Source organism: Larkinella soli (assembly GCF_003703975.1).
Taxonomy (GTDB): Bacteria; Bacteroidota; Bacteroidia; order Cytophagales; family Spirosomataceae; genus Larkinella; species Larkinella soli.
Map to the genome: position 1 here is coordinate 227,705 of NZ_QTJY01000009.1, position 16,156 is coordinate 243,860.

At 59.7% G+C, this 16,156-nt stretch carries 8 protein-coding genes; 4 read left to right on the top strand and 4 right to left on the bottom strand.

Annotation, left to right across the window (positions count from 1 at the left end):
- Nucleotides 1-12 precede the first annotated feature (12 nt).
- Entirely contained in the window at nucleotides 13-2,388 is a 2,376-nt protein-coding gene (locus tag DX909_RS17320) for a TonB-dependent receptor (protein ID WP_128546448.1), read from the bottom strand.
- Between the two features lie 906 nt (nucleotides 2,389-3,294).
- Between DX909_RS17320 and DX909_RS17325 the strand changes: the two genes are divergently transcribed.
- From DX909_RS17325 to DX909_RS17340, 4 genes are all read left to right on the top strand, one after another.
- Nucleotides 3,295-3,651, top strand: coding sequence for a LytR/AlgR family response regulator transcription factor (locus DX909_RS17325; protein ID WP_128546449.1), 357 nt, complete (start codon nucleotides 3,295-3,297; stop codon nucleotides 3,649-3,651).
- Nucleotides 3,652-3,764: 113 nt separating this feature from the next.
- Nucleotides 3,765-4,523, top strand: coding sequence for a hypothetical protein (locus DX909_RS17330; protein ID WP_128546450.1), 759 nt, complete (start codon nucleotides 3,765-3,767; stop codon nucleotides 4,521-4,523).
- A 5-nt stretch (nucleotides 4,524-4,528) separates the two neighbouring features.
- Nucleotides 4,529-6,076 carry a hypothetical protein gene (locus DX909_RS17335; RefSeq protein WP_128546451.1) on the top strand — a complete coding sequence of 516 codons (1,548 nt, stop codon included), beginning with the start codon at nucleotides 4,529-4,531 and terminating at the stop codon, nucleotides 6,074-6,076.
- Nucleotides 6,077-6,123: 47 nt separating this feature from the next.
- Entirely contained in the window at nucleotides 6,124-8,085 is a 1,962-nt protein-coding gene (locus DX909_RS17340; protein WP_128546452.1) for a heparinase II/III family protein, read from the top strand.
- A gap of 122 nt (nucleotides 8,086-8,207) precedes the next feature.
- On the opposite strand, the gene DX909_RS17345 is transcribed toward DX909_RS17340, so the two are convergent.
- The 3 genes from DX909_RS17345 to DX909_RS29920 all read right to left on the bottom strand — a co-directional run bounded on the left by DX909_RS17345 (nucleotide 8,208) and on the right by DX909_RS29920 (nucleotide 16,004).
- Nucleotides 8,208-8,429, bottom strand: coding sequence for a hypothetical protein (locus DX909_RS17345; protein ID WP_128546453.1), 222 nt, complete (start codon nucleotides 8,427-8,429; stop codon nucleotides 8,208-8,210).
- 270 nt (nucleotides 8,430-8,699) lie between these two features.
- On the bottom strand, nucleotides 8,700-13,496 hold the full coding sequence (locus tag DX909_RS17350; protein WP_128546454.1) for a putative Ig domain-containing protein: 4,797 nt from the start codon (nucleotides 13,494-13,496) through the stop codon (nucleotides 8,700-8,702).
- 282 nt (nucleotides 13,497-13,778) lie between these two features.
- Nucleotides 13,779-16,004, bottom strand: coding sequence for an ATP-binding protein (locus DX909_RS29920; protein WP_128546455.1), 2,226 nt, complete (start codon nucleotides 16,002-16,004; stop codon nucleotides 13,779-13,781).
- Nucleotides 16,005-16,156: the final 152 nt, after the last annotated feature.

Here is a 16,156-nt window from a genome sequence, read left to right on the forward strand (position 1 = left end):
GACAGAGAAGACTCAAAACGAAAAACTATAACTCAGCGTCGGCACGACCGGGAACAGCGAATACCGGTACAGGACCGTCCGCGAGGGCTTGTCGGCCTGTTCGACCTTGCTTTCCAGCGAATAATAGAACGGGTTGCGCCGGTTGTAGGCGTTGTAAACGCTCAGCTCCCAGGTCCGTTCGTGCGACCGCTTCCGGGTATGGTATTGCAGGCTCAGGTCCATTCGGTGGAAGGCTTCCCCGCGGAAGCTGTTCTTCTCCCCGTAGTCCTTCACGATCTGGTTGTTGCCCAGCCCGCCGGTCTGCGGCTGGTTGGGGTTGAGGGCGTAGCGGGCCAGCGGCAGCGTCAGCGCCTGCCCCGTGCCGTATACCCAGGTTCCCGACAGCCGAACCTTTGAACTCAATTCATAAATGCCGACCAGCGAGAAGTCGTGCCGGCGGTCGTAGCGCGGGAAGAAGGGGCGGCCGCCGTTCAGCTCGGCAAACTGCCACTGCGTCCAGGAGAGCGTATAGCCGATCCAGCCCGACAGCTGGCCCTTCTTCTTCTGGAGCAGTACCTCAGCCCCGTACGACCAGCCTTTCCCGGCCGTCACGTTATCCTCCCAGCGGGGCTTTTCCCCCGTCGGGCTGTTCTGCGGCAGCAGAAAGCTCGCCCCCTCGCGGTAGCTCAGGTTGTTGGTCATGGTTTTGTGGTACGCTTCGACCGTCAGCGCCATGCCCGGTGAAAAGTCTTTGGCCAGCCCGAACGAGAACTGCTCCGACTGCTGCGGCCGCACGCGGTCGGTGGTCGGCACCCAGAGGTCGGTCGGCAGGCCGACGCCGGTGTTCGACAGCATGTGGACGTACTGGTTCATCCGGGCATAGGCCGCCTTCACCGACCAGGCGGCCGGCAGTTCCCAGGCGACGGACAGCCGCGGTTCAGGCCGGGCATACCGGGTGGTTTCGTATTGAAAATAACTCAGCCGGATGCCTCCGTTGATCCGGAGATGGCGGGTCGGCTGCCAGAGGTCTTCGGCGTAGATTCCGGTTTCGAGCACGTCGGTCCGCTCGTAGGAGTCGGGCTGGTATTTCCGGTTCTCGCTCGACACGACGGCGCTGGGGGTAAAGCGGTGGGTGGTGGCCAGCAGCCCGAACTTCAGCTGGTGGCTCGTACCGGCCTGGAAATCGAGGTCATGCTTGATCGAAAAATCCCGGATCCCCGATACGTAGGCCAGCCGGTACACCTGGTCGGAGCCGGGAGCGGTTTCCTGGTTGGACACCGTCAGCTGATACCGGCTGAACAGGAGGGAGGTGGCCGACGACAGGCGGTCGGAGAAGCGGTGACTCCACCGGAGAGAACCCGTCGCGTTCGACCAGTCGAGGCCGGCGCGCAGGTTATGGTCGTTGTATTCGCGACGGCCCTGGAAGGCGTCCGTTCCCATAAAACCGCTGACGGTCAGGCGGTCGCGGGGGCCGAGGTCGAAGGCCAGTTTGGCGTTGTAATCCGAGAACGCAGACTGAGTGGGCAGGCTGCCGCTCCCGTCGGAAGCGAACATCCGGGTGAGCAGGCCGAGATAGCACTGGCGGGCGGACACCAGAAAGGAAGCCCGGCCCTTTTGCAGGGGACCTTCGAGCGTAAAGCGGGAAGCAATCAGACCGGCGCTGCCCGTTCCGTGGAGCTTCTGGTTGTCGCCCTCTTTCATGTCCATTTCAATGACCGAGGAAAGCCGGCCGCCGTAGCGGGCCGGAAAACCGCCCTTCGTCAGCGAGACGTTCCGGAGGGCGTCGCCGTTGAAGACCGAGAAGAAACCCAGCAGGTGGTTCGGGTTGTAGACGACGGCTTCGTCAAGCGTGATCAGGTTCTGGTCGGGACCGCCCCCGCGGACGTAGATGCCGGTGGTGCCTTCGGCCGCTTTCTGAACACCCGGCAGCAGTTGCAGCACTTTCAGCACGTCTTTCTCACCCAGCAGGGCCGGCAACTGGCGAATCTGGGTGATCGGAACGCTCAGCCGGCTTAGCTGCGGGGTTTGCGTCTCTCCGCTCCGGTTCAGCCGGACGGCGACTTCGTTCAGGTCCTGACCGGGCGTCAGGAAAACATCCTGGGAGGCCGACCGATGGAAGGAAAGCGTCCGGTAAATGGTTTGGAATCCGACAAAAGAGTAGGCCACTTTCAGCGTATCCGAAACCGGGGCCGTCAGTGTGTAATAACCGGACGCGTCGGTGGTGGTGCCGATTCGATAATCGGGTAAGTAAATGTTGACGCCATGGAGGGGACGCCGGGAGTCGTTTTCCCGGACAAAACCGGAAAGGGAAGTAACCGGTTGAGCGAGCCCGTTAAATGCGCAAAAAATGAGGATTGCGCCTATATAGGTAGAAGGTTGCTTCACGTTATCAGACAGAAACTTTAACATAAATAAGTATTTTTACTTATTTTTTACTATTTATTTCCCTGTTAACGTTGAGTAATCGTGTAACAAATTTATACACTTTTAAATAACATGGAAATAAGGCTGACAAATAAATCGAGTGACAAAATGGTCGTTTTTAATGAAATAGCTGAAATTCTGATAAATGAAAGGGATTCAGCGGGCCGAAAAGTTATTATGCGGCAGGCTAATATTTTCGTAAAACGGCATAAATATTTATCACTTTTAGAAAACCGAAGAACCGGCCCCCGGAATCCCGAATGCCGGAGGCAGTCCCTTCCGGAGCTGGTCCGGATGAAAGGATACGCTGAATAAGAACCGGATCGTGCCGCTTTTGGCACTGGAAGGAAGTGTTTCGGCTTAGGTCGCGAACCAGCCGTATCGGTCGTTGCCTGCGTGGCCCGGCCCCTGACGGTCACCTTTTTTTCTCCGGGTCGGGCAGACGGAACAGGCAGATTAAAGGGGCCGGTGTTTTTCGTTTATTTCTGTTTGATAAAAGCGGATCGGGCCGTGTCCGGATTCGTATACCGAATAATCACTTTTGATTCTGATAATTCGTCTTCTTTCGAGCCTCCTCCCAAATTGTCGGCCTTTCGTTTCCCGGATCACAGGTGCTTCCGTCACCGTAGAAATCCACCCTGGTTCTCCGGACGATTCTCCGGGTAGATTGGGCTTACTGGTATATCGGTCTCACGGACAGGGATTTAAGTCAGTATCTTGCTGGCTTGGAGGGAGCGTGCGGGGCCGGGGCCGATAGCGAATTCACCGGATACTACAAAACGTAATCCGTGAACAAATATTTAATTAACAGACAAAAGAAATTCGTGGTGGCATAGAGTTTGCTCACCTTGACTGAAAGTAGAGGAGGTTGTGAACTCAACGTTAAAGTCCATGAATACAGCACGTACCAGTATCAAAGTAAGAGATCGCCGGGGAAGGGCCGTCACCATTGCTGCCAAGCAAATCCTTTTTTTTGAAGGCTGGAGCAATTATAGCCGAATCCATCTGAATAACCAGAGCGGATTCGTTTCAAGTTACACATTAAAGGAGCAGCAGGAGTACCATCCCACGTTCTGGCGCATTTCAAGATCGCATCTGGTCAACCCGGAACACATCGTACGGCTGGACCTGAATGATATGCACAACAGCTGGGTCGAATTGTCGGACGAAACCCGATTGTCCGTCAGCCGCCGGAGGGTGAAGTCCATCGTCATGCTGTCAAAGTATTTTAGCCTGCCGCTTCCCTGACCCGTTATTCCGGATCGGAGTTTCCTTCCCGCCCGGCAGGGTTCAAACCTGAAAAAAGGCCCTGCCGGGGTTAATCGCCCGGTTTGTACGAAGCATACCGGCTACTCGACGTTATGAAAAACATTTCCGGAATTACGGGCCTCTGGCTCGCTTTCGTCCTGCTGACGGTCGGCCCGGCCGCCAACGGCCGGGCCGTGGCCGGGCCGGGCTACGATGGGCCGGGCCGCGATGGGTCGGGCCGGGATTCGCTCACGGTCCAGCCCCGTTTCGGGCTGAATGCGTCGGCGGGCCTGCCCGGCTTCGGCCTTCAGTTGGCCTATCGTCTGCCGACCCGGCCGCAGCTGGCCGTTCGGGCCGGTTTCACGTATTTTGCCCGTCGTCGGCCCTTCCGGTTATCGGTGGGCGACGATTCCCGCCTGTCGGTCGATCCCGACCTGGTCATCAGCATGGCGCAGGCGTCCCTGAAATGGCATCCTTTTCCGAAGAGTTCGTTTTTTGCGTCCCTCGGGGGCGGCTATGCCTGGCATCCGGGCCTGGGAGCCATGCTTCAGGCCGAAGACAAACTGAATCTCGGCGGCATCGAAATGACCCCGGATAACGTTGGTGTCATCCGTACCTCGCTGGTCTGGAGCCGCCTGCGCGGCTATGCCGGGCTGGGCTTCGGCCGGTCGGTTCCGCGCCGGCGCTTCGGCTTCGGGGCCGAGCTGGGCGTTTATTACCAGGGAGCGCCCCGGGTCGATCTGCAATATGAAGGATTTCTGGAAACCACTACGCTGAAGGAACAGGTGCCGACCATCGAGCACAACCTGCGCGGTTACCGCTGGCTGCCCGTTCTCCAGTTTGTTTTCACCTACGCCATTCGTCCGCACTGACCGTTATGAAAAAAGCTTTCCTTCTTTTCCTGATCCTGACCGGCTGGTTTGCCGGCTGCCGGAATCCGCTGGAGAACGTCGAACTGACGTTTCGTAAACCACTGACGACCTCCGTTCAGCTCGACTTCCGGACGCAGGGCGGCCGGGTAGCCGAAAACGTCAGCGTGAAGATCAAAGGCCGGGACGCCGACCAGATCGTGACCCTCCTGAATACCACCAACTTCAGAATTTCCAAAGACGGCAGCCTGCCGCTGGCGACTTTGGTGGCCCCCAGCCCGGAAAAACCGCTCTATTTTACGATCGTAGCCACGGCCGAAAACGCGCTGGAAACCGTGGTACCCATCGCCCTGATCGGCTCGGGCGTTCGCCGGCAAACGGTTGTCCTGACCGAGAAGGAGTCGAACGAAGCTAAAAAGCTGGTGGCGACCACCACCGGGCAGAGCGCCGGAGACGGGGCAGTGAATGGTCCGCTGGTGATCCGGACGCCCCCGACCGAAGCCGGAACCTCGGTGATTTCCATTCCGGCCGGAACCCGGGTGGTCGATGCCCAGAACCAGCCCGTCGACGGCCCGTTGACGGCCACCGTGCAGGTGATCCCGACCAGCCTCGTCTGGCAGCTGCCCAACGGCGGCAGCTTGTCGCGCACCAAAAAGATTACGGTTGTGGCCAGCGCCTTTCAGGCCGAAATCTACAATGAGGAATACCGGCTGGTGAAATCGTTCTCGCAGCCGGTCGGGGTTACGTTCGGGCTGAATGCGGGCGCCCGCAATCCTGCCACCGGCCTGCCGGTCCGGGCGGGCGACGTGCTGCCGCTGTACAGCTACGACGGGGCCACCAACCAGTGGAAGGAGGAAGCGCCCGGTAAAGTGGTTCTCGATAAGGAGAACCGCCCGGTCATTGAAACCCGCATCTCGCACTTTTCCACCTGGGTGGTCGGGTATGTGACGGAGCTTTGCCCCAACGACGGCGTTCGGTTCTCGTTCCAGAGCCAACTGCCCAACGACTACGACTACAGCTATCGGGTAGAAGCCTTTTACGTCGACGGCGACAAGGCCGAGTCGGCGGGTAGTTCCTACTACCGGCTTCAGAACGGCTTCACATTTTCACTTCAGCACCAGTTATTTAAAGACCGTAAGGTGAAACTGAAGGTCTATGACCGGAACTCGTCGCTGGTCGTCGAGTCGCCGGTGGTCGGTTCCTGTGATAACGTGACGGTTCCGCTGGATGTCCGGGCGTTCCGGCCGGCGGCCGGCGAAGCGCCGGTGAAAGCCAGCGTTCAGTTTCCGTGTAAGAACATTCAGCTCGACAAGCTGCCCGATCAGGTCACGACCTATTACCGGGAGTCCGGTTCGGCCCACTGGGAGCCGTTCCTGACCTTCAACAAGAGCCAGCTTGTCAACGGCGTGATGAGCCAGACCACCTACCGGGTGAAGAAAAACCGCAAATACGACTTCAGCGTATCGGTGCTGAGTTATGATTTCGAACAGCCCAACACGCTGATCGATCAGAACGAATGGGTCATTAAGATCAAGACCAAAGAATTCTGCCAGTAAGACCGGCCCTGGGTGAAGGCGGCTTACCGGCTTAGGGCATACTCAACGTGCAAAGGACAAAAATTATAAGTCATTATTACTGGTTTTTCAACCGGTTTCGGGAGCTGACCAACACCGAGGTTCTCCTGCGATTCCGGCATTATGTTCGGAAACAGGCCGATCGGAAGCAGGCCGGGCGGACGCCTTCGGTCAGCCTGCTTTCCTGGCCGGATTCGATCCTGACGATCAACCCCGCCGGCTTTCCGGCCATTTCATTCCGGACCGAACAGGCGATGTTCGGGCATACGCTCGACTACCGGTATCCGGTCGACTGGCACCTCGACATCAGTACCGGAAAACGGTTCCCGACGGAATTTGCCCCGAACATCGACGTCGGCCATCCCAAAGCCGGCAACGTATATTACGTCCGTCAGGTCAACCGCCAGTTTTTTCTGCAAATGATCGCCCTGCGCTTCCGGCTGACGGACGACTCGCGGCACCTGAACCGCTTCACGACGCTGCTGACCTCCTGGGTGAAGGCCAACCCTTATCTGCGGGGCGTCAACTGGACCAGCAATACGGAGGTCAGCCTCCGGCTGATCAACTGGTTCCTCTGCTGGAACATTCTGGACGTTTCGGGGCTGGTGCAGACCGACCCGGCTTTCCGGCGGTTTGTGGAGACGGTCTGGCTGCCGTCCATTCATCAGCATTGCGCCTACCTCTACGCCAACACGCCCCAGCAGGCATCGACCGGGAGTGAGTCGGCCGTCGGGTTCGCCGGCCTGTTCATGGCCGGCTCGTTCTGGCCGTTTCCGGATTCGGTCGGCTGGAACATCTACGCCATGACCGGTATAGAGCGGGCGATGCAGCGATACGGCTTCGGCGAGATGGGCGGGGAGCAGGCCGACTGCCCCATGCCCCTGCTGACCGATTTTTTCGTGCTGGCCTGGGTGACGGGTCTGCGAACCGGCTACCGGCTCTCGGCAGACTATCTCCGGGGCCTCCGAAACCGGTTCGACCGGATCGCCCAGCTGCTGGATACGGAAGGCAATCATCCGCTCTGCCGCCCGGATGATGCCGGGCGGCTTCTGGACCTCGATGACCCCTGGTCGTTCAACGACTTCTGCTCTCTGCTGACCTCCGGAGCCATTCTGTTTCAGGACCCTCTCTTCAAACGGCGGAGCCGGGGTTTCGACCTCAGGAATCTGCTGCTGTTCGGTGAGGAAGGGCTGCGGGGGTTCGAGGCCGTTCCGGTGGAGGAGGCAGAGCCGAAAAGCCGTTATTTCTCCCGCGAAGGGCATTTCGTGTTACGGAAAAAAGAGCGTGAAAACGGCGAGATCTACGTGTATTTCGACGCCGGGAAGCCCGTGGTTCCCCGCCCCGATCAGCACGCCGATGCGCTTTCCTTCGTGATGCACATCGACGGAAAGCCGTTTTTTGTCGATTCGGGCCGGTATTTCAGTCCGGCGGAGCCGGGCTGGAGCGGCTATTTCGCCGGCACCCGGGCCCACAATACGGTCTGTATCGATTATCAGGATCAGGCGGAGCCTGCCCCGGATGCGGGCCACCGGTTCCCGGCGGCCACCACGGTTCTGCGGGCGCAGGGAAATGACTATGCCGACGAAATTATTGCCGCTCACAACGGTTATGACCGCATGGGATGTGCCCACGAGCGAAGACTGGAGTTCGACCGCATCCGGAACCGGCTGCTGATCGGCGACCGGATCGACAACCGGGAGAGCACCGGTCATACCGTCGAAGTCCTGTTTCATCTTCATCCGGCGGTTCGGTTCCGGGCGCGGGGCCGGAATCACTTCGTACTTTCGCACCCCGGAACGAAGCGGCTCGTTACCCTGCTGATCGACCCGAAGCTACAGGTGGAGGTGATCAGCGGCCAGGTCCGCCCTACGCCCCTGGGATGGTATTCGGAGGGATTCGACCAGAAACAGCCTGCCTCGGTCTTCCGGGCTTACCTGTCGCTCGGCGGAGAAGACCGGGTCAGCCTGAACCACCAGATTTCGGTTGAATAAATGATACCCGGTGAGTAGTAACATGGATAGTTGAACAAAAAAACCAGTCAGACGACTGGTTTTTTCTTTTGAATTCTCAAGAAAGAGTACGGGTGGGTACGGTGCAAAAGGAACGCTTTGGTTCAGTTACCGTACAAAAGTTTATAACCCTCCGCAACCAGCTGGCTGGCATCCGAGTCCTGAACCACCCAGTAACGGTTGTTACCCCGGGTGACGATCTGGACATTGATCCCCTCCATGAAAAACCGGTCGGCGCATTTTACTGCCTGAGAGATACTCCGGAAGTGATGGGACGAAGTTTCGTTGATCAATAAACTGGTTTTCCCCAGGGCCGTTCCTCGCATGGCTTTAAAGGTAGAACAGAGAAAAATGTTTACAATATTAACGAAATAGTAACCAATTAAGTACTACTACTTATGAAATTTATTCTGCGGTAGCATAAAGAAGGCTGGTGGCGGCTGAATTGCCGGACAAAATCTTTTTTGTTATAAAGCCTGCAAAAATAATTACATATTTTTTGCGTATAGCCCCTTTTCTACAATTCTCCCCGGATTCTGCCTTCGGAACCGGCCGAAATGCAGCACCCGGGGAGGTGGAACGGGAGGGAGAAACCGTTAATTTTTCAGCACTTTAATCGTTCGCAGCCGGTGGTTTCCCCGGCCTATCTGAAGCAGATAGAGACCCGACGGAAGCCGGAGGGAGCGGAGATCGAGGGTGGCTTTCCGGTCTTCCACCAGGACGGCTTCATCTCCGACGGGCCATTCCTGGCCGGACGTCGAGAAGATCGAGAACCGGTAGGGGGCCGCCGGTCCTTCCGTGTCCGGGCCGGCCGACGGAAGGGTGACTTCCACGCGATCCGCAAACGGGTTCGGGTACACCTTCCAGACATCCGGTTCGGCATCCCGGAGGCCTTCCGGGACCGCCTGCTCGGCGGCCATCCGCCCGCCGGGGGCCGTAATCGTAAACCGGATCGTCCGGCTGATCAGGGGCGTACTGCTGCCGTTGGGGCCTTTGAAGCCGGTCACTTTCAGCGTATAGGTGCCGACCAGGGGCGTAATGCCGCCGTTATCCCCACAGAGGCCGTAGGGCGCAAAGTTCTCCGCAAAGGTGACGGTCCGGGGGCCGGTCAGTTCGAACTTCACACTCTCCACTTTGGTGGCAACCGCGCTGAAGATGTTGATCGATGAGGGCAGCGTGTTGATCGGAATGCGGGTGCCTTCGTTCAGATCGGTGATAAACTGACGGGCGGTGGCGGTCGTACCGGCTTTGAAAAGCTGGATGGTGATGTTTTCCACCACCTTCAGCGTGAAACCGGCCGTTACGGAAGCGCCCTGGTTGTCGGTAGCTTTGGCGGTCAGGGAGTACGAGCCGGCCACGGTAGCGGTTCCGCTGAGGAGGCCCGTCGTCTTGTTGTAGGTCAGGCCGGCCGGCAGTCCCGTCACATCAACCGATGCGATGGTGCCGTCCGAATCGGAGAACTGCGCTTTCCCGAGCGTGTAGCTGAACGGAAGCCCTACGGTGGCCGACTGGCTCACCGGAGCCTGAACCACCACCGGCGGCTGGTTGACCGGCGGGGCAGGGGCCTGAACCGTGAGCGTAAAGGTGGTCGAGACGCCCGCGCCCTGATCGTCGGTGGCCGTAGCCGTCAGCGTGAAGGTGCCCGCGGCCGTGGGCATACCGCTGAGAGTGCGGGTTTCGGAATTGTAGGTCAGCCCCGCCGGCTGCCCGCTCAGGTCCACTTTGGTGATTGATCCGTCGGCGTCGGTAAAGGTGGCGGCCGGAATCGTCAGGCTGAAGGTCTGCCCTACGGTAGCCGTCTGGCTTGGCACCGTTTGTGCCACGGTCGGGGCCTTGTTGGCCGCCGGCTGCACACTCAGCGTAAAGGTGGTCGAGACGCCCGCGCCCTGATCGTCGATGGCCGTGGCCGTCAGCGTGTAGCTGCCCGCGGCCGTGGGCGTACCGCTGAGGGTGCGGGTTTCGGGATTGTAGGTCAACCCCGCCGGCTGACCGCTCAGGTCGATCCGGGCAATCAAACCGTCCTCGTCCCGGAAGGTTTCTTTCAGAATCGTCAGGCTAAAGGCCTGTCCTACGGTGGCCGACTGGCTCACCGGAGCCTGAACCACCACCGGCGGCTGGTTGACCGGCGGGGCAGGGGCCTGAACCGTGATCGTGAAGGTGGTCGAGACGCCCGCGCCCTGATCGTCGGTGGCCGTGGCCGTCAGCGTGTAGCTGCCCGCGGCCGTCGGTGTACCGTTAAGAGTGCGCGTATTCTGGGTGTAAGTCAGTCCGGCCGGCTGACCGCTCAGGTCCACTTTGGTGATTGATCCGTCATCATCCCGGAAGGTTTCTTTAGGAATGATCCAGTTGAAGTCCTGGCCCACGGTGGCCGTCTGACTTGCTATGGCCTGACTGACTACCGGAGCCTGATTCGGCTTCTCGCTGATCGTGATGACAAAGCTGACGGTGGCCGCTGCGGTCGGTGCTGCCAGCGCTTGGGTGGTCTGGCTGCCTTTTGCCGCCGTCGACGGACCGGAGGCCCTGACCGTCACGGTCGTGGAGGTCGGACTCGTCGGAACCCCGCTGATTTTGCCGGTAGCAGGGTCGTGGCTGAGGCCGTCCGGTAGCCCGATCACCTCGATGCTGGAGACGGGGCCGGTAAAAATGTCACCCGGAATGACCAGGTTGAACGGCTGGCCCACCGTGGCGGTCTGGTCCGGGATGCTTCCGGCCACCTGCGGTTCTTCGGTCGGTGCCGGGCCGACCGTGAGCGTAAAGGTGGTCGAGACGCCCGCGCCCTGATCGTCGGTGGCCGTGGCCGTCAGCGTGTAGCTGCCCGCGGCCGTGGGAATGCCGCTCAGGGTGCGGGTTTCTTCGGCCCAGGTCAGCCCTTCCGGACTGCCGTTCAGGTCCACTTTGGTGATTGACCCGTCGGCGTCGGTGAAGGTGGCGGCCGGGAGCGTGAAACTGAAGGATTTGCCTGCGATGGCGGTCTGGTTCTCAATGGCCTGGGCCACCACGGGCGGCTGGTTGGCCGGAGCCTCCGTCACCACCACCGTCACGAGGGATGGGGTATAGCCGCCCACGCCGTCGGATACGATCAGGCTGACCGTGAACGTCCCGGTATTCGAGGGTGTGCCGCTGAAGGTACGGGTCGTTTTATCGTAGGCTATTCCGGGAATACTGCCGCTCACCGAATACAGGAGGGGCTGACCCTCGGGATCGGAGAAAGCCGGCAGGGTGTACGAAAGGGTCTGGTTCAGGAAGGCCGTCCGTACGGAAAGGGTCGGAGCCACCGGCGGCTGGTTGCCCGGTACGGCCGGCTGGGCCGTCGAGGCCGGGCAGTTGAGCGTTAGCGGAGAGCCGTTCAGGTAATACGCCGAATGCTGCACCCGGAGGCTGATCGTGTGCGGATTACCGTCTTTGAGAGCCGCAGGAATAACGAACTGAAAACCGTGGGCGCCGTTGCCTTTTCCGGCCGCTTTCAGGTCCGGGCGGGTTACGTCGGCCATGAGGGTCCCGATGACGGTGGAGCCGTCGAGAATTTCGACAGGCAGGGTGGAATCGGGCAGGTTTCGGTCCCAGAGCCAGCCCCAGATGTCGCCCTCGCACTGATAATCATCGACAAAGCCTTCAAAGTCTCCCGTCCGCACCGGGGGCCTGGGGGGCTCGCTCACGACGGTGTCGGGTTCGTTGACCGTCAGCCGGAAACTGCCCCCGGCCGTGGCTCCGACCTGATCCCGCGCCGTCAGGGTCACGGTGGCGACGGCGGTCTGGCTGGGGGTGCCGGTGATGACACCGGTGGAATCCACCCAGCGCAACCCGGCGGGCAGGCCGTTCACCTCCACCGCGAGCGGGCCGCCTTCCGGGTCGGTGAAGGCCTGGCCGATACTGTAGCTGAAGGGGCGGCCTGCCACGGCTTCCTGATCCGTCAGCGTGGCCGTCAGCTTCGGAGCCTGGTTGATCACCGGCGGTTCGTCGCGCAGCAGGTCTTCGTCCAGTTCGATCCGGACGGGCTTTTTGCCGTTGGCGTTGTAGCGGGTCGTCCATTTTTCCTGCGGGGTGTAGTAATCCAGGAGAACGGCTGAAAGCTTGTAACCTGTGGCCGTTCCGGCGGTCTGTACCTGAGTGACCGGTTTTTTCAGCAGGCTGTCGGCGAGGACCCGGGCCACGATGCTGGCCAGCTTGGGCTGGGCATCTTTTCCGCCGAAGTTTGCCAGGGTAATCATGGTGGCGCCGTGTTCGAAGCATTGCGCCACCTGCTGGTAGTAGGTATCGATGCTGACCGAATTATGGAACATCCCGTCGACGGCGTTGATCAGGAAGGCCCCCGGGCGGAAGTTGCTCCGGACGAGGTCCATCGAAAAGCGGTGGTTGTAGTCCGGGCCGTCGTTAAATTTCAGGCCGTCGGCGGTCTGGCCGAGGCTTTTAAAGGCGAAGGTGCCGCGCAGACCCGAAATCCGGTCCCAGACGCAGCCGTGCTGGTTGACGACGCGGATGGTCGGATCGACCGACTTGACGGAGTTATTGATGCCCTGCAGGAAGTTCTGGAGAATCCGGTGCCGGAACACGTACCAGTCCTGCCCCCGACGGCCTTTCGTCACGGCCGAGTAGGGGTCGCTCGACTGGTAGGCCGGCGGCATGACCTGGCCCCACTGGCTGAAGCTGGTGCCCCAGCGGAGGTTCAGCCCGGCGAGGGTAAAGCGGGCCTGAAGATACTGACGGAAGGCCGACAGCATGGGAGCGCTGTAATCGAACGGCACCACGTATTTCGACTTGCCGGTCGGGTGCTGAACGGGTGAATATTCCGATTCGAGGGCGGGCGAAGTCACCACCGACATGAACAGCAGCCTGCCCTGTTCGTGGAGGTAGTAATACCGCCGGGTGCATTCTTCCACGAAGGCGTTGACCAGATTCAGGCTGGGCTGATGGGCGAAGCTGAACTGCGTCATGCCCTGGCCGTTGAGCCGCGAACTGTCGGCCGCCTGCATGGTTTCCTTCTCGGTCCAGAAACCGTCGGTCAGGTTCGCCATGCGGCCCACCTGGATGCGGAGAGCGACCTTCAGCCCCATCCGGAGCGCGGTCTGGACGTGTGAGTCCACCACCGACCACTCCGGCGGGCTGTTTCTCGTCGGATAAACCTTATCCCAGTGAATGGAGATTTCCACGGCGTTGCAGCCGACGGAGGCCGAGTGCTCGATCCGCTGGTCGTCGATGCGGGGGTCGGTTTCGAAGTGGAAGATGGTGACGCCGATGTAGCGCTGCGTCTCGACCGGGACGCCCGGCGGGTTGGCCCCGGACCGGGGAGAAGCGGTCGGGTGCGTACCGGCCATCGACTGAAAAGCAAGAATGAATAAAGCAAAAACCGGGGGAGAGAGTCTGCGGAAGAGAAGTAAAAGTAATCCTGTCGTCATAACGGTTGAACAAACGGTTGTGTGTACACTCAATACGGCATTGGGTTGGGTAAAAGAGTCCGGGCCGATGCGGAGTCCGCAGCCGGAACAGTTTCATATCGATAGGATTAGGGGGATGCTGGAATCGCTGGAAATATGTCCGATAACTGATAGCAACTCCGACAGTAGCTATCAATAGCAAAATGAATGCCAACGCATTTATTCTTTTTCGAATAAATACTTGTCTGATAAAAGGCTACACGGCCGGTAGGGAATCGGGAAGAAAAAAAGGGAGGGGAGGGGTCAGCCGTGAACCGGCAGCCGGATGGTCATTTCCGTGAACTGGCCGGGCTGCGTCTCGGCCAGGATTTCTCCACCGTGGCCTTTGGTGATGATATCGTAACTGAGCGAGAGGCCCAGACCGGTGCCCTGGCCGGTGGGTTTGGTAGTAAAAAAGGGCTGGAAGATTTTCTGTTTTACCGGTTCGGGCATACCGGTGCCGTTGTCGCGAACCCGGATTTCCACGGTGCCGTTCTGCCGGTGCGTCAGCACGGAGACCGTCGGCTGGTAGCCGTCCTGCGCCTTTTTCTGCTTCTCCTTTACGGCATAGAAAGCGTTGGTATACAGGTTCAGCAGGACGCGGCCCAGGTCCTGCGGCACCACCTCGACGGCCCCCAGCTTCGGGTCGAAATCGGTAACCAGCACGGCACTGAAATCTTTTTCCTTCGCCCGCAGCCCGTGGTAGGCCAGCCGCAGGTATTCGTCGGCGAGGGCGTTGAGGTCGGTCGCCTGCCGCCGGCCGGCCGAGCTTCGGCTGTGTTCGAGCATGCCCTTGACGATGCTGTCGGCCCGGCGCCCGTGGGAGTGAATTTTCTGCAGGTTCCGGGCCAGATCGTCGGCGATGGCCAGGACATCCTCCGTCCGGCCGGCGACGGCCTCTTCCTTCAGCTCCTGCACGAGTTCTTCGCTGACGTCCGAGAAGTTGTTGACGAAGTTGAGCGGATTCTGGATTTCGTGGGCGATGCCGGCCGTCAGTTCCCCCAGCGAAGCCATCTTTTCCTTATGGATCAACTGCTCCTGCGTGGTTCTCAGTTCGGTCAGGGTCTTTTCGATCTCCGTTTTCTGGGCGTGCAGCAGGGCGTTGGCCTTCCGTTTCGAAAAATAGGCGTAAAAGGCCAGCCCCGCGATCACCACGGAAAGACCCAGACCGACCGAGAGGGCGAGCTGCCGGGCGCGGGCCTCCGCCCGCCGGCGTTCCTGCCGGGCATTGAGCGTCTGCTGTTTTTTTTCGAACTCGTAGTTCATCGTCAGCTCGGTCGATTTCTGGATGTTATCGCGGCTGCGGACGGAATCGGAGATGGCGGCCGAGGTCCGGAAGGAAGCCAGCGCCTTCCGGTAGTCGCCGACCCGGCTGTAACATTCCGAAACGTGGCGGTAGGCCTCGCCGACCGATTCCTCATAATAATCGCTGCCCCGGATGGCCCCGAACCCTTTTTCGTAGTTTTCAATAGCCTCCCCGAACCGGTTCTTCATTTTCAGGGCCAGCCCCAGGGCCGAATAAGCCTGGTAGAGGTTATAAGGCTGGCGGGAAGCGGTCGCAATCGGCACGGCCCTGCGGGCCATGGATTCAGCCCGGTCCAGGTCATTCAGAAAGGCCGAGGAGATGGCGGCTTTGGAAAGGCTGGCCGCTTCGATGCCGGGGTCGCCGATCTTCCGGGCCAGCCCGGCGGCTTTCATCGCGTAATCGTACGAGGGCCCGAACCGCTTATCCTTCTCATATAGGGTGGACAGATTGGAATAGGTATACAGTTCCACGATGGGAGCGGATGCGGCTCTGGAAAGCCGAATCGCCCGGAAGAGCGACTGTTCGGCCCGTTTGACGTCTCCCATAGCGCTGTAAATCAGGCCCAGATTCAACTGGATGTAGGATTGGGAACCCACATCTCCGGTTTCCTCGAAGTGCTTCAGTGCCTTCTGGTTATACAGGATGGCATGGGGGAAGTCCGAGTTCATCTGATAGGAGATCGCGATGTTCTGATAGGAAGCGTTCAGCATCCGCCGGTCGTTGATCTGCCCGGCATACTGAATGGCTTTTTGAAAACTGGCGATGGCGCTGTCGGTCTTCCCCTGCATCCCGTACATGTTCCCGTAGCTGAGAAAGGTATTCCCCAGTCCTTTGGGGTCCTTCAGGGAGGTGAAGATCTGTGCCGCGTTTTTCAGATAGGCGGCACTGTGTCCGTAATCGCCCTTGAAATAGTTGCCGGCCGCCAGCTTGATGAGGGCATAGGCTTCCCCTTTCCGGTAGCCGATCCGCCGGGCATCGGCCACGGTCTTCCGGGCCAGGGCGATGGCCGAATCCAGGTTGGACTGGTTGAGCAGATAGATCTTCTCGATGACGAGGTTAATCCGGGCGGTATCGGTGGCGGCCTTGCGGATCAGGCGGTCCAGACTGTCGATTTTAGGGTTGCTCTGTCCGAAGGCCGGCGTCAGCAAAAAGAACGACAGACAGCAGGTAACCAGCTTTTTCATGGGGTCAGGATTTACGATCGGGCCGAAGGCATTTTCCCGGCGACGGCAGTACGGCTGGTTCCGGTTTCCGGTCGGAACGGTTTCGTTTCAGAAGGACCCGGAGGAGGCAGGTCGAATTAGAAGGACAGAAGAATTAATGGATCAATCATTAA